Source organism: Suipraeoptans intestinalis (genome assembly GCF_034091795.1).
GTDB lineage: Bacteria > Bacillota > Clostridia > Lachnospirales > Lachnospiraceae > Suipraeoptans > Suipraeoptans intestinalis.
Map to the genome: position 1 here is coordinate 16,884 of NZ_JAXFXH010000012.1, position 15,716 is coordinate 32,599.

Consider the following 15,716-nt stretch of genomic DNA (forward strand, 5'->3'; position numbering starts at 1 on the left):
CCTTCGCTTTCTGTCAGTCTTTTGCCGAAATTTCCCGGCCCTTTGCACCCGTCTTTTTCCGTCCTTTTTACTGCCTTCTTATTTTGACATATTCTGCTGTATTCTTTTGTACAGCTCCTCCACGGCATTGTACCCCATCTGCTTCTGTCTGTGGTTGATGGCGGCCGTTTCCACGATGATCGCAAGGTTTCGTCCCGGCCGGATGGGAATCTGATGACACACTACTTTCTTCCCTAAAAACTCGGTGTATTCCTCTTCCATTCCCAGCCTGTCGTATGCCTTATCCTTATCCCAGTCTTCCAGTGTGATCGCCAGCTCAATGGCTTTGGTTTCCCGTACACTCATCACACCAAACAGCATTTTGACGTCTACGATCCCGATTCCCCGCAATTCGATGAAATGGCGCGTCACATCCGGCGCCGTCCCAATCAGAAGTTCGTCGCTGACTCTGCGGATCTCCACCACATCATCGCTGACCAGTCTGTGTCCCCGCTTGATCAGCTCCAGCGCCGCCTCGCTTTTTCCGATTCCACTCTCTCCCATGATCAAAACGCCTACGCCGTACACATCCACCAACACTCCATGAATGGAAATACAGGGGGCCAGTTCTTCATTCAGCCACCTGGTCAGTTCAGAAGTAAACTCAGAAGTTGCTCTTTCTGTTATAAAAACCGGAATTTCCGCTTCTTCTGCCAACTGTAAAAACAATTCATCCGGCACCAGATTTCTGCAGAAAATGATACAGGGCAACTGATAATGCAGCAGTCCTTTGTACACATCTTCCTTTTTCTCCTGGGACAGCTTTTCTACAAAGGTGTACTCTACATATCCGATGATCTGTACACGGTCGGAATCAAAATGTTCAAAATACCCCGCCAGCTGCAGCGCCGGCCGGTTTAAATCGGGAACCTCAATTTTTTTCCCCGTAAGATCTACATTCGGCGTCAGATTTTTCAGTTTCATCCGCTCTTCTAACTGTCTCAGCTCCACTCCTGCTCCCATAACCAGTCTCCTTCTTCTCATTCCTTTGTGATCGAACGTTTCTGTGTTTTATTATAGCATATTCTTCCTGTAAAGTGTATTTCATTGTAAAACAGTAAGCCCTTTCTCCTGCAGGCACCCAACATTTTCTTCCGAAAAGCATTCGGGATCTTTTTCCGAGAAAACCGCGAAGTACTTACAAGAGATACAAAAGAGCATTGCAGATACAAGCGGCAATATTGCTTCCCCCTTTTCGTCCGCCGGCAACAATGTAAGGGGTGTCGGTCAGCGTCAGGATCCTTTCCTTTGCCGGAATCACATTTACAAAGCCCACCGGCGCTCCTATTACCAGCTCCGGAGCCACTTTCCCCTCCCGGATCAATTGATCTAGCCGCAGCAGAGCCGTCGGTGCGTTTCCAATAGCAAAGATCAGCTTTTTCGGCAAGGAGGAAGCTTTGTCCATGCTGGCAACCGCTCTGGTAGTTCCGTTTCTTTTTGCCATCATAGCCACATCCTCATCTGACATGAAGCAATATACCTTCCCACCGTAGGCTTCCAGCTTTTTCCGATTGATTCCGGCACGCGCCATCTGAGTATCTGTCACAATAGACGCTCCCTGCCGGATAGCCTCCAATCCTCGGTCCACAGCCGTTTCCGAAAATACCAGGTTCTTTGCATAGTCAAAATCTGCGCTGGTGTGGATGCATCGCTTTATGACCGGCGCTTCTTTCTCCTTCAGAAAGATTCCCTGCTCTTCCAGTTCTTTTGTAATGATCTCAAAACTTCTTTCTTCTATTTTTTCCGGAAGTATCTGTTCTATCTTCTCCATCTAAATTCCTTTCTCCAGAATCCTGTATATTTCTTTCATATCCAAATGTTCTCTCAGGCCGGCTGCCAGAAGGTCGTACTGCTCTTCCTTATAGGTCTTATAGTCCTTGTACCCTTCCTCTTCCAGCCGGATTCCCTTTTTCTCTGCCAGACCGTTCAGAAGAGCCCGCACCACCTCTTCCCGGTCAAAGATCCCGTGGACATAAGTTCCATAAACGTTTCCTTTGCTGTACCCCTCTTTCTTTTTTTCGCCGGTGATCCGGTTCTCTATCAGGCTCAGAAAGCCATTGTCTTCTATCGGCACAGACTCCCCCATATGGATTTCATATCCTTCTATCTCCGTATGGTTGATCTGCTCCAAAATCCCTGTTGCTCCTTTGAGGATCCCCGTCACCTGCGTCCTGGTCTTTTCTGTAGAAAACACAGTTCGGATGGGCAGAAGCCCCATCCCCTTCATGCTGCCTCCTCCTTCTGCTCCAAAAGGATCCTCCAGCGTTTCTCCCAGCATCTGATAGCCTCCGCAGATTCCCCAGACAGGCACCTCTCTTTGGGCTGCTTTTTGGATCAGCACTTCCAGTCCGGATTCCCGCAGCCAGCGAAGATCCGCCATAGTACTTTTGGTTCCCGGCAGCAAGATCAGATCCGGGTCCTTCAGCTCCCGGCATCTGGACACATAGCGAAGGGAGGCCTGGGGCAGATTTTCCAAAGGCATAAAGTCCGTAAAATTGGAGATTCTGGGAACACGTATTACGGCAATGTCCAGCGGTTTTTTCTTCGTCTCCGTAAAAAACCGTTCTGTCAGACTGTCCTCTTCCTCAATATCCACCTGTAGGTAGGGCGTCACTCCCACCACCGGGATTTTACTTTTTTTCTCCAGAAACCGGATCCCCGGTTCTAAAATCCCCTTGTCTCCCCGAAATTTGTTGATGATAAGTCCTTTTACCATCCTTCTTTCCTCTTCCTCCAGAAGCATCAAGGTTCCCAGGATCTGGGCAAACACGCCGCCTCTGTCAATATCTCCCACCAGAAGTACAGGCGCTTTTGCCATTTTTGCCATCCCCATATTGACAATGTCTTCCTGTTTCAGATTGATCTCTGCCGGGCTTCCCGCTCCTTCCATTACCAGAATATCGTATGCTTCCAGATTTGCAAGAGACGACAGGATCTGAGGGATCAGTTGTTTTTTGTAAGCGAAATAGTCCTTTGCCGACAGATTGCCGATCGCCTTTCCTCTCACAATCACTTGGGAACCCACATCGCTGGAAGGCTTCAATAAAATGGGATTCATATCCACGCTGGGCGCGATCCCGGCCGCCTCTGCCTGCACCACCTGGGCTCTTCCCATTTCCAGCCCTTCATCGGTGATATAGGAATTCAACGCCATATTCTGGGATTTAAAGGGCGCCGTCTGATATCCATCCTGATGAAAGATACGCGCCAGTCCCGTACAGATCAGGCTTTTCCCCGCATTGGACATAGTTCCTTGTATCATGATTTTTTTAGCCATTTGATCATCCTTTCGTTTTCCCGGGGGCTGCGTACTGCGATCCGGTAATAGCCGGCAGAAAGTCCCGGATAGTTGGAACAGTCCCGGATCAGAAAGCCGTTTTCCAACGCTCTTTGATACAGGCCTTTTTCTCCCTTCAAAAACAGGAAATTTGCCGGTGTGTCAAATACCTGCCTGCCTGTTTCCAACAGGGCCTTTTGCAATTTTTTTCTTTCTTCCTTTATCATTTTTCTGGATTGTTTTAAGTAGCCTCCCGGCGACTTTAAGGCTGCAAGTCCCGCTGCCTGCGCCAAGACCGATACGTTCCATGCCTGCAATGTCTTCCGTATGGCTTTTAACAGTTCTTCGTTGCTGCTAAGTCCATAGCCCAGACGAAGTCCCGGCATACAAAACAGTTTGGTGAATGCCTTTACAAGAAGCATGTGCGGAAATTTTTTCATTTCTTTTTTCATGTCATAACAGGAAGCATCCTCCAGAAAGTCCAGAAAACATTCGTCCAAAACCAGCCAGACTCCCTGTTCTTCGCATGCCTGTGCGATCCTAAGCAACAGTTCTTTTCTCATCAGTTGTCCGGTGGGATTGTTGGGATTACAAAGAAAAAGGATTTCTATATCCGGACGGATTTCTTTCAAAAGATCCTCCGTCACACAGAATCCGTCTTTTTCCTGCAAATGATAGTATACTATCCTTGCCCCCCCTGCCTGAAGGGCTTTTTCATACTCTGCAAAAGAAGGGACGGGAAGCAGCGCTTTTTTGGGTTTCAGCGCCTGCACGATCCCAAAAAACAGTTCTGCCGCCCCATTGGTACACAGCATTTCCTCTGCTTCTACTTCCTCAAAGCGTCCGATAGCTTCGCACAGTCCTTCACACTGAATATCCGGATAAGCCGTGATCCTGTCTGCCTGCTGTCTGATGGCTTCCACTACCTGCAAGGGTGGTCCCAGCGGATTGCTGTTGACAGAAAAATCTGTTACGCCCGGATTCCGATAAATATCTCCTCCGTGTATCTGCTCTCTTTTATATGACCTCAATCCGTTTCTCCTTTCTCCTGCCGAACCTCATCCAGGTTCTGTTTCCCAGATCCGGGCTCCTCTGAACTCCAAAACCTACCGTCCCCAAAGACAACCTCTCACTGCGATTGCCAGAACAGCCGCCAGGATCCCTGTTCCATACAGTAATTTATGTGCTCTCAAAATATCCTCTGCCATAATGGCACGGATCGGATCTCCAATGGTAGGCTTTTCATATTTCTTCCCAAAATACCAGGCGTCCCCCGCCAGCTGCACCTGGAGCACCCCTGCCATGACAGCCTCTGTCTGTGCCGCATTCGGACTTTTATGCTTCCTTCTGTCTCTCCTGTATATGCGAACCCCTTCCTGCACCGGCATCCCAAGAAAATACGCTGCCAACAGCATCAGACCTGCCGATATTCTGGCGGGCAGATAATTCAGAAGATCATCCAGCCTTGCTGCCGCACTTCCAAAATACCGATAGGTATCATTTTGGTAGCCCACCATGGAATCCATGGTATTTACTGCCTTGTACAGATAGCCTCCCGCCCCTCCGCCAATACACAAAAAAAGCAAAGGCGCTACGACCCCGTCGGAGGTGTTTTCCGCCACCGTTTCTACCGCTGCCTTGATCACACCCTCCTCTGTAAGGTTTGCCGTATCTCTTCCGACGATCATGGCCACCGCCTTTCTAGCCGGCTCTATCCCGGTTTTCAAAGCATCGTACACTTTTCTGCTTTCCGTCCTGAGACTTTTCATCGCCAGCATCTGATAGCACATGACGCTCTCGATTCCCAGTCCCAGTCCCCAGTGAAGCCTATAACAAAAAGACACGAAAAAAAACGGAAGAACACCCCAGATCAGAAGCATCAGGATCACTAACAGACCGCCCCCTGCCCGCTCTCCTGTTTTTGTTTTGGGAAGGCAGGCTCTGATCCTGCCTCCCAGTCCTTCTATCGTCTTGCCCATCAAGCGGACCGGATGATACAGCCATACAGGATCTCCCAGAAGCAGATCCAGTCCCACTCCCACGCAGAGAGGAAGAAGCATTCTCCACCATTCATTCATAACGTCCTCCACACTCCCACCTCAGAAACGGCTTCTTCCAACGTCAATAGGTATCCTTCCCCATTTCCCACATGATAGTCATAAAATTCTTGCTTTGGTCTTCCTACTTCCGCCAGGATACTCATGATCGTCCCTCCGTGCACTACCAGTGCGGCCGTTTCTATCTGATACTTTTGGCATTCTCTTCTGACTTTTTCAAACCCTGACAGACATCGCCTCGCAAAACCTTCTCTGCTTTCTCCTTCCGGAAACGGAAGACTTCCTCCGCTTTCGATCCATTTCCAATAAGCCTTCGACTCCTGAAGTTCGTCTGCATTTTTTCCTTCAAACACACCAAAATCACATTCTGCCAGTTCCTCTACGATCACCGGTTCCTGCTGCGGATACAGGATCGCTGCTGTCTCCCGGCAGCGAAGCCGGGGACTGACAAACACCTTCTCCACCCGGGGATACCGTTTCCCCTGAAGCACCCGCTTTCCTTCTTCGCAGAGAGCTTCCTCTGTCTTTCCAATATATCTTCTCTCTTTGTTTCCCTGGGTCATCCCATGTCGGATAAAATAGATATTCATGCTGCTTTGCTCACTCCTCCTGCTTATTTGATCCGTCTGCCTATGCCACAAATGACCCGATGGACTTCCTCCGCTTCCTTCGCCAGCCAGACGCAGATCTCTCCCACCAGATCCCGGTACTGTCTGTCTGTCTGCTCTATGGGAACCAGACCGCAGCCCACCTCGTTGCAGATGATAACGATCTCCGGGTTTTCCTGCAGGATAGCTCTGCACTGTTCCAAAAGCCGCTCCTTCCCACCTTCTTGAAAAGGCTCCTTCTCTTCCTGCATCCGCTTTCGGATCCATAACTGGAAATCATAGACCCCTTTTTCCCGATACAGTTCCTCCCGGCTGCAGCAGCTTCCATCCAGGTATCTTCCCCTGCCAAATTGTTCTCTGGCATAGTCCCGTTTCCCCTGGGCCGCTCCCCCTATGATCAGTTTCATCGTCTTTCTCCTTCCTAGAATATGCTGCTTCCCAAAACCGCCGCGCCTGCCATAACGATCTCACAGGTCTGTAAAAAGTATCCTGCCAGATCTCCCGTTATTCCTCCAAACTGCCGGAGGCACATCCGGTAATACCGCCAATAGGTGATGCCTGCTGCCAGGATCACCAGGATCCCTGCTCCTTTTCCCAGCCAGACCATTCCGGCGCACAGGATCAGCAGGATTGTCAGCAATATCCTTTGTACCACCCTTTTCTTTGCCTTTTCTGCCACGGAAGAAAGCATCCCCTTTTCCCTGGCCATAGGAAACGTCACCACAGAAAGTCCGCTAAGTGTCCTGGACAGGATGAAACCTGCGCTCACCAGAGTTACGCTTTCCCATGTGAGACAGGAATAGATCCCCGTATACAAAAGCAGGTAGCCTACACATCCCAGCACCGCAAAGGCGCCTGTATGCACATCCTTTAAGATCTCTAATTTTTCTTCTTTTGGTCTACAGGATCCCAGCGCGTCCAGAGTATCCATAAAGCCATCCATATGAATGCCTCCTGTGATCCAAAGAGGAAGCAGTACCAGCAGTACCGTGCAGGCATAAGCCGTGATGCCTGTCTCCTGGTGCAGTACATACCTCCCAAGCTGATAGGCTCCCAGTGTCGCAGCGCCGATCACAGCGCCGATCAGCGGAAAAAAACACATCAGATACGACTGATCTGCCTGTTCCCAGTTGACCTGAAATACCGGTATTCTGCTGTATATGGCAAATGTCATCTTGAGACTTTCCCATCCCTTTTTCAATCTTCCATCCTCCCGCCTCTGTTTTCTTTTCTCTGCTGCCCACTTTCCCGCATCCTGTCTGCCCAACAGTCCGTCACATTTTCACGGGAATCGGAATTCCTGCCGCCACTTCCGTCACCTTCTCTGCCAGACCTCCCAGATACTGGTTGACCCTTCCCAAAATCCTCTGATAAATTTGCATTTCTTCACAGGAGGGCAGGAGATCCTGCGCCGTTTCATTGGTTATGACTACCAGAAGCGGTGTGTGTTCTCTTAAACAATAAAGATCCTCCCGGATCCGACGAATGGTTTCCTCTTCCGAAAGATACCCGGTCTTCTCCTCGTACCAGGTATTGGCTGCCAGATTGGAGACACATTCCAGCAGGATTCCCCGGTTTTTCGGAAAAGAAAGCTTTGCCAGTTGTCTGGGGCATTCTATCGTAGAAAATCCCTTCCCTTCCCGCAGTCTTCGGTGCCTTTCTACTCTTTGACGCCCCTCCTCTCCCTGAGGGATCATGGTAGCCAGATACAAAAGAGGAAGGTCTCCTTTTGCCTTTTCAAGGATCCAATCCTCTCCATAGGAAGATTTCCCGCTTCCGCTGCCTCCCGTGATCACATGTATCATATATTTCCCTCGCCTTTCTATTTCAGTTCCTGGTAGGATTCTATCTGAATCTGGGAAAACGTACTCATTTCCCGGTACACGTCCAACCCCATTTCCAGCACCGGCAGAAATGCCACCGCTCCCGTTCCTTCTCCCAGACACATTTCTGCGTGCAAAACTGCCTGCTTGTCCAGATACGTCAGGATTTTTTTCATGCCCGGTTCTTTGGAGCAGTGGGACGCCAGCATGTATGCTTTTGCGCCCGGACACAGCTTTGCTGCCGCCAGAGCCGCCGTGGCCGATATAAATCCGTCGATCAGTACCGGAAGCCTTTCTGCCGCACAGCCCAGATAGAACCCGGCAAGCCCTGCCAGATCCAGTCCTCCCACCTTATGCAGCACAGCCACCGGATCGTCAGGATCCGGTCGGTGCAGGGTGATCGCTTTTTTCACCGCCTGAAGCTTCCGCTCCAGGCCCCCGGAAGACAGACCTGCGCCTCTTCCCACCATCTCCTCCGGCTGGCAGGAAAGAAGGACAGACGCCACTGCCGCGCTGGTGGTGGTATTTCCAATGCCCATCTCTCCCGTTGCCGCGATCTTGTACCCTTTATGTTTCAAAACACCTGCCAGACGGATTCCGGTTTCGATCGCCCTGATTCCTTCCTCTCTGGTCATAGCCTCCGCCTTCACCATGTTTGCCGTTCCTCTTCGCACATGGTAATCCGGCACCCTGGTAGCCCTTCGGATGCCCATATCGACAGGATAAAGATCTGCTCCTGCCAGCCTGCACATGACTGCCGCGCTGGTCTGACCCGACAGGAAATTTTCCGCCACGACCGCCGTCACTTCCTGCCCTGTCTGGGTCACTCCTTCTTCTACCACTCCATTATCGGCGCAGAACACCATCAGCGCTTTTTTGTCCAGCTGTACGTTGCTGTCTCCTGTCATTCCTGCGATCTGACACACACAGTCCTCCAGTTTTCCCAGGCTGTGAAGGGGCTTGGCAATAGAGTTCCAGCGCTGTCTCGCTTCCTGCATCGCCTCCTGATCCAGAGGGGCGATCCTGTTTATGGTTTCTGAAAGCTTCATAGTTTGTCCGGCAGAACAGTCTTTACTGGATTTCCGCCTCTCCCTTCTTCCGATGATATCTGCCGCAGGCGCTCACAAAAGCCTCTGCCATCCCCGACTGCGACCAGTAATGAAAATGGGGATATCCTGCAAACAGGCTGTCCCGGCTAACCATACAGGGGTACGTTCTGGCAGAGAGCGGCTTCCTCGCCAGACAATCTCCCCCCGGATCTTCCGAATCAAAATAATGGAATTCATGAAAGGGAAGATTCCGGATCTTTTCTCCAAATATTCTTGCCTCATCCAGTACAGCATAGCCAAACCGCCTGAGTTTTCCCGTAAAAAAGCTGTCTCCTGAAATGGCTCCCACCATTTCCCAACGGTTCCCCTCCTGATCCATGATGGCTTCCGTCAGGTACATAAAACCACCGCACTCTGCCATACAGGGAAGTCCCTGCTCCAGCTTTTCCTTGATTTCTTTTCTCAAACTTTCATTGGCCTCCAAAGCCGGACCGTGCAGCTCCGGATACCCTCCGTAAAGCACTAGTCCATCCAGATCTTTAGGAAGAGTTGGATCCCGCATGGGCGAAACATCTACCAGCGTCGCCCCCAACTCTTCCAGATACTCCAGGTTATCCTGATAGATAAAGCAAAAGGCCTCGTCCCGGGCAACTCCGATACGAAGATTTCCCTTAAAACTTCCCGCTCTTTTCAGAGCCGGAAAAAACGTTTTCTTCGTCTTTTCCGCCCATTCTCCTGCCAGTGCCATCAGCCCCGCCGTATCGATGGTGGTCTCCGCTCTTTTTCCAAGCTCCTTTAGCGTCTCCTGCAAGGTCCGGTACTCCTGGGGCATTTTCAGTCCCAGATGACGGCTTTCCGGTAATTCTCCCACCAGTTTCTCCAGATATCCATAAACCCGGATCCCCAGTTCTTCTTCCACCAGTTTTTTCATAACCGGATAAAAAGAAGGGGACATCCGGTTGAAAATAATACCTGCAATGTGACTGTCCTCTCTGTATCCCAAAAATCCCGCAATAAGAGGAAGGAGGGATCTGCTTGCTCCCTGACTGTCCACCACCAGAATCACCGGAGTATCTGTTATCCTGGCAATTTCGTAGGTGCTGGCCTCCAGGGATGTTCCTCCCAGTCCGTCGTAATAGCCCATGACCCCCTCCAGCACCGCCAGCTCTTTTCCCCGGCAATGTTTCCGGAACAATTCTTTTATCTGCGCTTCCCCACAGAGAAAGCTATCCAGATTTCTGCTGTCTACGCCCAGGATCTCTTTGTGGAACATGGGATCTATGTAATCCGGTCCGCACTTGAAAGCTGCCAGGGAATACTTCCGCTTCCATACTTCCAGCAGGCTGCAGGTGACCAGCGTCTTTCCGGATCCGCTTCGGGGCGCTGCTATCAAAATCCTAGGAATTGCCATCACAGCCTCCTCTCCCGCTGATCACATACACCGGATTCTGCCCCTTCATCATGTGATAGGAGCCTGCCTTCTGCGCTTTGGATACCGTCAGCTGCACCACTTCCACATCCAGGAGACATCCCTTTTTGCAAAGTTCCATCACTTCTCCCACAGTCTCCAGCGCAATGGCTGTCAGGACGATCCGTGCCTGGGGATTCTTATGCAGGATCACCCGAAGGATGTCCTCCATCCTTCCTTTGCTTCCTCCGATAAACACGGCATCCGGTGCAGGAAGACCCGTCAGAGCCTCCGGCGCCATCCCTTCCACAATCTGGAGATTGGAGGCTCCAAATCGTATCTGATTTTTTTGAAGCAGACGGACTGCTTCTGGGTTCTGTTCAATGGCATACACCTTTCCGTCCAGAAGAGAAAGCGCTGTCTCAATTGCAACAGACCCTGTTCCTGCCCCCACGTCATAGACAACCGCATCCCGGGTCAGACACAGCTTCGCAATGGCCAGTCTTCTGACTTCTTCTTTCGTCATGGGGATCCTTTCTCTTAGAAACGCTTCATCTTTCAGAGCGATACTAAGATTTGCCCCTCTTCTCTGTTTGGGCTTCCGATCCTCCGCCTCTTCTGACCTTTCTACCTCTCTCTTTTCTACCGTTCCTTCTTTTTCTTCTTTCTCTTCCGGAACATCTTTCCCGAAAGAAGAGGAAGCCCCCATCTCTTCCGGCCCTGTTGTTTCCTGGATCAACAGAATCGCCAGTCCGCTTCCTTTATAGGTCTGAAGATCTTTTCCTGTGGTCTGGAAGATGCGTTCCTCCTCGTAAGAAAGCCTCTCTCCTACCCAGACCTGTACGTCTCCCAGTCCATACCGGGTCAGTTCTTCTCCCAGATTTCGGATCCCTTCCCTGGAATCCGCAAGAAACATGACCTTTCCCTCCTGCCTGAGCCGGGACAACACATTCAGCGATTTCCCATGCATACTTTCCAGTGGAATGTCATCCCAGCAAAGCCCCAGCCTGGCAGAAAAATAGGCGGCAGAAGAAATTCCCGGAATCCATCTGGTTTCTATCTTCTCTTCCTTCAGCAGGGCTCCCAGCTTCTTGGCGCCGCTGTAAAATCCGGTATCTCCTGACAGTACAATGGCAATGCGTTCCAGTTCTCTGTGCGCTTTCAAATAGTCCAAGATAGCGGAAGGTCTGTATTCTTCCAGACAGATCTGCCCCTCTTTTCTGACAGTCTGTATCATTCTTGCCGCTCCTATGACAACGTCCGCCTCCCGGCAGGCTTTCTGACCTTCCGCCGTCATGCAGTCCGGATTTCCCGGTCCGATCCCTACCAGAGACACTGTCTGTTTTGGTTGAAACCCAATGTTCTGTCTAAGAAATCTCTGGATCTCCGGATAGGTCAGTCCCTCTTCTGTTTCGGGCCGCCCGATCACCACTGTTTCCACACCCGCTTCCTCAGCCGCTTCCAGCTTTTCCCGGAAGCCGCCCGCCGCTCCTGATTCTTTGGTAACCAGATAGCGGATCTCATATTCCCGGAGCATAACCAGATTCAGTTCTTTGGAAAAAGGTCCCTGCATACAGATCAGATGCCGTCCCCGGATCCCCAGCTTTTCGCAGGATTCCACCACCTCTTTGACAGACAGGACCCTGGCATAGATCCGGCTTCTGTAATCTGCCAGCCGGGTAAAGGCTGCCAGTTCCTTACTCCCGGTAGTCACAAAAATATTTCCTGTCGTTCCTTCCAGAAACTCTGCCGCCTGATGGATATCTTCCACCCATACCCCGCTTGCGCTCCTTTGAGATCCGCGGATCAGGCGAAGATAGGGCAGTTTCTTTTCTTTGCATACCTCCCGGACCGTTCCTGTGACTTCTCTGGCATACGGATGGGTCGCATCGATCACCCAGTTGGGAGAAAAGGTTTTTAGAAATTTTTCTATTTCTTCTTTGTCCATTCTTCTTCCCGACACGGTAAGAGACGGGTAGCAGGACACCAAAGTTTCCCCATAGGCCGTAGCCGCACACACATGGGTCCTGACTCCATTTCTCCCCAGATACTCTGCCAGCTTTCGCCCTTCTGTCGTTCCTCCGAAAATCAAAATCTTACTGTTCTTCATGTCGATATCCCCTTGGTGTTACCATTTTGTTTCCAATGATTCTGGTCTGGCTGTTTCCGATGAATACGGTGGAAAACATATCGGTTTCCGCCTCCGTCAACTCTTCCAGCGTCAGGAGTTTTTGAGATTCTTCCACCCTTCCGATGTTGCGTACAATGGCGCATACCGTTTCCTTTTTCTGCTTGGTCAGGATCAGTTGACAGGCACGCTTTAAATACTCCTTCCTTTTCTTGCTGGAAGGATTGTACAGTACGATCACAAAGTCTCCCTGCGCTGCCGCCAGAAGTCTTTTTTCGATGGTCTCCCAGGGAGTCAAAAGGTCGCTGAGGCTGATGATACAGCTATCGTGGGTCATAGGCGCCCCCAGGCAGGCTCCGCCGGAAAGGGCAGCCGTTACCCCTGCCACAATCTCTACCTCTACTTCCGGAAAACGCGGCTGCAGTTCCAGCATCAGTCCTGCCATCCCGTAAATTCCGGAATCTCCGCTGCACACCATGGCTACCTTCCTGCCGTTGTCGGCTTCCTCCAGCGCCATCAGGCATCTGTCCACTTCCTTCCGCATAGGTGTACTTTTATATTCCTTGTCCGGAAGCTTTTCCTTCAGGAGATCTGTATAGACGGTATATCCCACGATCACGTCGCACTGCTTTAATGTCTCTGCCGCCTTGATAGTCATTTCCTCCCAGGCGCCCGGTCCGGTTCCTACCACATAGACTTTTTTATCCTGTTTCAAATCTCACCCTCCATCTTCCTCCTGCCAGTGCCACCGTTACTCCATTTGCCGCTTGTTTCCGAAGGAGCAAGGATGCGTCCCCTCTTCCTTCTTCCCCCAAGCCGCAGACGGCGCTTCTTTCACACACATTTCCTACGCCCACTGTCTGCCTCACAAACGCTGACTCTGTAAACTGCCCTTCCAGCGCCTGTAACTGCCTTGCCGGATAGGTTTCCCAGTCCAGCCGGTTTTTTTTGCAGTATTCCAGAATCCCTGCCTCGTCTGCTTTCTCTGTAATACTGGTCAGCTTTCCCAGACTGGCCTTCCACAGGCATGCTTCCTGCAGCGCCTCCTCTATCGCCTTTTCTATCAGCAGGTACGGCGTGTCTTTTCTGCATCCGATCCCGGCCACCACCGTCCGGGGAACCAGGCACAGCACTGATTTCTCCGGATATGGTCTGCGCGTGCCAATGTAGATATGGGGAAGGATCGGCTGTCGGGATTTTTCTTCCTTCTCTTTTGCCTCTGTTCCATCCTCTTCTAACGATCCAGCTTCTTTGTTTTCCCAAAAAAGAGCGATCTCCTCCCTCTGTTCAAATCCTTCTGCCGTTCCGCCTTCTTCTATCAGGATTCTGATCTGCTCGCCTCTTAGGATTCTGGCCGATATGTCTTTTGCCAGTTCCAGATCCGAGATCCACAGATGATTCTCCCTGGCAAATACATCCACCGCCCATTTTTGATTTACATCTGTTCCTGTTGTCAGGATCGCCCGGCTCCCCAGATCTTCCTGGATTTCCCTTGCCATAGCATTGGCTCCTCCCAGATGTCCGGACAACAGGGGAATGCAGTAGGTTCCTCTTTCGTCCAGAACCAAAACGGCAGGATCTGTACACTTACTCTCCACGAAGGGAGCGATTCCTCTGACGGCGATCCCGGTCGCTCCGATGTAGATCAAAGCATCCTTCCGAAAAAATCTTTCCCGCGTCCATTCCACCAGGGAAACAGAAATACTGTCCGGCTGTCCTTTGCATTTGACCGCCTGTTCCACTTCATATCCTCTGTCCTGCAGCGCCTTCGCCACCTTTTGGGAAAGGTTTTTCCCGTTGGGGGTAAAGCTCAGGATAGAAATCTGTTTTTTCTGACTACGTTTCATGCGTCTTTCCTTTTCGGTATTCTGTGGTAAATGTAGCGTCATACAGCCTGGATTTTTCATAATATCCAGGAGCAAGCACCTCTCCCACAATGATCAGCGCGGTCTTGGTGATCCCATGAGCCTGCGCCATTTCTTCCAGGGTACCAATGGTGCACAGGATCTTTTTTTCTTCCGGCCAGGTAGCCTTGTACACAATAGCCGCCGGCGTCTTGGGTGCGTATCCTCCGTCTATGAGTTCCCTTGTCAGTTTTTCCAGTAGGCCTGTGCTTAAAAACAGGACCATCGTTGCCTGATGGGCTGCAAATTCCCGTATAGTTTCTTTTTCCGGTACTGCCGTTCTTCCCTCCGTCCGGGTGATGATCACACTCTGCGACACCTGTGGAAGGGTGTATTCCAGATTCAGGGCTGCCGCCGCTCCGCAAAAAGAACTGACTCCCGGGCAGGAATCATATGCAATGCCCTCTTCATCCAGAATATCCATCTGCTCCCTGACGGCGCCGTAAAGGCTGGGATCTCCCGTATGCAGACGAACCGTTGTCTTTCCTTCTGCTTCTGCCGCTTTCATGACTCCCAGCACTTCCTCCAGCGTCATCGTCGCGCTGTTATAGATCCTGCAGTCCTTCTTTGCCTCTTTCAGCAACGCAGGATTGACCAGGGAGCCTGCGTAGATGATCACATCTGCTTTCCGAATCCGCCGTCTTCCCCGCACCGTGATCAGATCTCCTGCTCCCGGTCCTGCTCCCACAAAATGTATCATACCTCTTCTCCTTCTCTTACAAACACCAGTGTATAATAGCTTGCTGCATCCGGCAGCTCTTCTGTTCCATAGTAGTGCTTCTCTCCCTCCATGGTACACCGCTCAACGGCTGTCACTTGTTGTTTTCTTTTCTTCAGCAATTCCTTCAATACAGAAAACTGACTTCCCATCTTCATAAAAATCTTCATTCCCTTCAGCTTCAATGCCTCCCTCACATCATAAGAGGCGGGAATGATATGAATTTCTTCCTTTCTTTCCCCAATGCTCATCTGCACCGCAGCAGCCGCCGCACAAAAAGAAGGAACGCCGCTGATGATTTCCGTCTCGTACCCCATTTCCTTCAGATCCTGATGCAGATACATATAAGTAGAGTAGATGGTAGGATCTCCCAATGTCAAAAAAGCAATTTTTTTATTTTCTTCCAAAAGTTCTGCCAGTCTTTTTACTCCCAGATCGTGGCTGATTTTCCACACCTTTTTGTCTTTTGTCATGGGAGAATCAATCCCCACCACTTCTTTTTCTGAAAGAAACGGGCAGGCCCCCTGTGCGATCTGATATGCCGTCGTCTGTTCCGGGATCTTTCCCGGCGCTGCTATCACATCACATTCCTCTATGATCCTCACTGCTTTCAGTGTCAGATACTCCCAGTCTCCCGGTCCTACTCCCACTCCGTATAGTTTCCCTGCCATTTTTTGCCTCATTCCTCTTTCTTCTTGGTTTGTC

Annotated in this window: 16 protein-coding genes; all 16 read right to left on the reverse strand. The window is 50.8% G+C overall.

The window, feature by feature from the left end:
• Positions 1 to 78: 78 nt before the first annotated feature.
• The 16 genes from hprK to cobI all read right to left on the reverse strand — a co-directional run bounded on the left by hprK (position 79) and on the right by cobI (position 15,682).
• Positions 79 to 1,002 carry an HPr(Ser) kinase/phosphatase gene (gene hprK / locus SOW26_RS04010; RefSeq protein ID WP_154476161.1) on the reverse strand — a complete coding sequence of 308 codons (924 nt, stop codon included), beginning with the start codon at positions 1,000 to 1,002 and terminating at the stop codon, positions 79 to 81.
• Positions 1,003 to 1,177: 175 nt separating this feature from the next.
• Complete coding sequence (locus tag SOW26_RS04015) at positions 1,178 to 1,810, reverse strand: precorrin-8X methylmutase (RefSeq protein ID WP_276958488.1); 633 nt, start codon at positions 1,808 to 1,810, stop codon at positions 1,178 to 1,180.
• Positions 1,811 to 3,316, reverse strand: a complete 1,506-nt coding sequence (locus tag SOW26_RS04020; RefSeq protein ID WP_276958489.1) for a cobyric acid synthase — start codon at positions 3,314 to 3,316, stop codon at positions 1,811 to 1,813. It abuts the gene before it with no gap.
• Positions 3,298 to 4,347 (reverse strand): pyridoxal phosphate-dependent aminotransferase, encoded by a 1,050-nt coding sequence (locus tag SOW26_RS04025; RefSeq protein ID WP_320651925.1) that lies wholly within the window; start codon positions 4,345 to 4,347, stop codon positions 3,298 to 3,300. Before SOW26_RS04025 ends, SOW26_RS04020 begins: the two co-directional genes overlap by 19 nt.
• Positions 4,348 to 4,422: 75 nt before the next feature.
• Positions 4,423 to 5,394, reverse strand: a complete 972-nt coding sequence (cbiB, locus tag SOW26_RS04030) for an adenosylcobinamide-phosphate synthase CbiB (protein WP_320651926.1) — start codon at positions 5,392 to 5,394, stop codon at positions 4,423 to 4,425.
• Positions 5,391 to 5,963: a histidine phosphatase family protein gene (locus tag SOW26_RS04035; RefSeq protein WP_320651927.1), complete on the reverse strand. Its 573-nt coding sequence runs from the start codon at positions 5,961 to 5,963 to the stop codon at positions 5,391 to 5,393. Before SOW26_RS04035 ends, cbiB begins: the two co-directional genes overlap by 4 nt.
• A 23-nt stretch (positions 5,964 to 5,986) precedes the next feature.
• A complete protein-coding gene (locus tag SOW26_RS04040) occupies positions 5,987 to 6,388 on the reverse strand; it encodes a bifunctional adenosylcobinamide kinase/adenosylcobinamide-phosphate guanylyltransferase (RefSeq protein WP_320651928.1) in 402 nt (133 codons plus the stop codon).
• A gap of 14 nt (positions 6,389 to 6,402) precedes the next feature.
• A complete protein-coding gene (locus SOW26_RS04045; protein WP_320651929.1) occupies positions 6,403 to 7,182 on the reverse strand; it encodes an adenosylcobinamide-GDP ribazoletransferase in 780 nt (259 codons plus the stop codon).
• A 73-nt stretch (positions 7,183 to 7,255) separates the two neighbouring features.
• Complete coding sequence (locus tag SOW26_RS04050) at positions 7,256 to 7,786, reverse strand: bifunctional adenosylcobinamide kinase/adenosylcobinamide-phosphate guanylyltransferase (RefSeq protein WP_320651930.1); 531 nt, start codon at positions 7,784 to 7,786, stop codon at positions 7,256 to 7,258.
• 17 nt (positions 7,787 to 7,803) lie between these two features.
• Positions 7,804 to 8,853, reverse strand: a complete 1,050-nt coding sequence (gene cobT, locus SOW26_RS04055; RefSeq protein WP_320651931.1) for a nicotinate-nucleotide--dimethylbenzimidazole phosphoribosyltransferase — start codon at positions 8,851 to 8,853, stop codon at positions 7,804 to 7,806.
• Positions 8,854 to 8,875: 22 nt separating this feature from the next.
• Positions 8,876 to 10,264: a cobyrinate a,c-diamide synthase gene (locus tag SOW26_RS04060; RefSeq protein ID WP_276958552.1), complete on the reverse strand. Its 1,389-nt coding sequence runs from the start codon at positions 10,262 to 10,264 to the stop codon at positions 8,876 to 8,878.
• Complete coding sequence (gene cobK, locus SOW26_RS04065; RefSeq protein ID WP_320651932.1) at positions 10,251 to 12,371, reverse strand: precorrin-6A reductase; 2,121 nt, start codon at positions 12,369 to 12,371, stop codon at positions 10,251 to 10,253. The genes SOW26_RS04060 and cobK overlap by 14 nt, the downstream gene beginning before the upstream one ends.
• Positions 12,358 to 13,104: a precorrin-3B C(17)-methyltransferase gene (gene cobJ, locus SOW26_RS04070; protein WP_320651933.1), complete on the reverse strand. Its 747-nt coding sequence runs from the start codon at positions 13,102 to 13,104 to the stop codon at positions 12,358 to 12,360. The genes cobK and cobJ overlap by 14 nt, the downstream gene beginning before the upstream one ends.
• Positions 13,091 to 14,236 carry a cobalt-precorrin 5A hydrolase gene (locus SOW26_RS04075; RefSeq protein ID WP_320651934.1) on the reverse strand — a complete coding sequence of 382 codons (1,146 nt, stop codon included), beginning with the start codon at positions 14,234 to 14,236 and terminating at the stop codon, positions 13,091 to 13,093. Before SOW26_RS04075 ends, cobJ begins: the two co-directional genes overlap by 14 nt.
• On the reverse strand, positions 14,226 to 14,993 hold the full coding sequence (gene cobM / locus SOW26_RS04080) for a precorrin-4 C(11)-methyltransferase (protein ID WP_276959073.1): 768 nt from the start codon (positions 14,991 to 14,993) through the stop codon (positions 14,226 to 14,228). The genes SOW26_RS04075 and cobM overlap by 11 nt, the downstream gene beginning before the upstream one ends.
• A complete protein-coding gene (gene cobI, locus SOW26_RS04085) occupies positions 14,990 to 15,682 on the reverse strand; it encodes a precorrin-2 C(20)-methyltransferase (protein WP_276959075.1) in 693 nt (230 codons plus the stop codon). Before cobI ends, cobM begins: the two co-directional genes overlap by 4 nt.
• Positions 15,683 to 15,716 lie beyond the last annotated feature (34 nt).

What these genes read in the sequence shown, in the direction of transcription:
- hprK (WP_154476161.1), bottom strand. Translation starts at nt 1,002, where the DNA reads ATGGGAGCAGGAGTGGAGCTGAGACAGTTAGAAGAGCGGATGAAACTG.
- SOW26_RS04015 (WP_276958488.1), bottom strand. Translation starts at nt 1,810, where the DNA reads ATGGAGAAGATAGAACAGATACTTCCGGAAAAAATAGAAGAAAGAAGT.
- SOW26_RS04020 (WP_276958489.1), bottom strand. Translation starts at nt 3,316, where the DNA reads ATGGCTAAAAAAATCATGATACAAGGAACTATGTCCAATGCGGGGAAA.
- cbiB (WP_320651926.1), bottom strand. Translation starts at nt 5,394, where the DNA reads ATGAATGAATGGTGGAGAATGCTTCTTCCTCTCTGCGTGGGAGTGGGA.
- SOW26_RS04035 (WP_320651927.1), bottom strand. Translation starts at nt 5,963, where the DNA reads ATGAATATCTATTTTATCCGACATGGGATGACCCAGGGAAACAAAGAG.
- SOW26_RS04040 (WP_320651928.1), bottom strand. Translation starts at nt 6,388, where the DNA reads ATGAAACTGATCATAGGGGGAGCGGCCCAGGGGAAACGGGACTATGCC.
- SOW26_RS04050 (WP_320651930.1), bottom strand. Translation starts at nt 7,786, where the DNA reads ATGATACATGTGATCACGGGAGGCAGCGGAAGCGGGAAATCTTCCTAT.
- cobT (WP_320651931.1), bottom strand. Translation starts at nt 8,853, where the DNA reads ATGAAGCTTTCAGAAACCATAAACAGGATCGCCCCTCTGGATCAGGAG.
- SOW26_RS04060 (WP_276958552.1), bottom strand. Translation starts at nt 10,264, where the DNA reads ATGGCAATTCCTAGGATTTTGATAGCAGCGCCCCGAAGCGGATCCGGA.
- cobK (WP_320651932.1), bottom strand. Translation starts at nt 12,371, where the DNA reads ATGAAGAACAGTAAGATTTTGATTTTCGGAGGAACGACAGAAGGGCGA.
- SOW26_RS04075 (WP_320651934.1), bottom strand. Translation starts at nt 14,236, where the DNA reads ATGAAACGTAGTCAGAAAAAACAGATTTCTATCCTGAGCTTTACCCCC.
- cobM (WP_276959073.1), bottom strand. Translation starts at nt 14,993, where the DNA reads ATGATACATTTTGTGGGAGCAGGACCGGGAGCAGGAGATCTGATCACG.
- cobI (WP_276959075.1), bottom strand. Translation starts at nt 15,682, where the DNA reads ATGGCAGGGAAACTATACGGAGTGGGAGTAGGACCGGGAGACTGGGAG.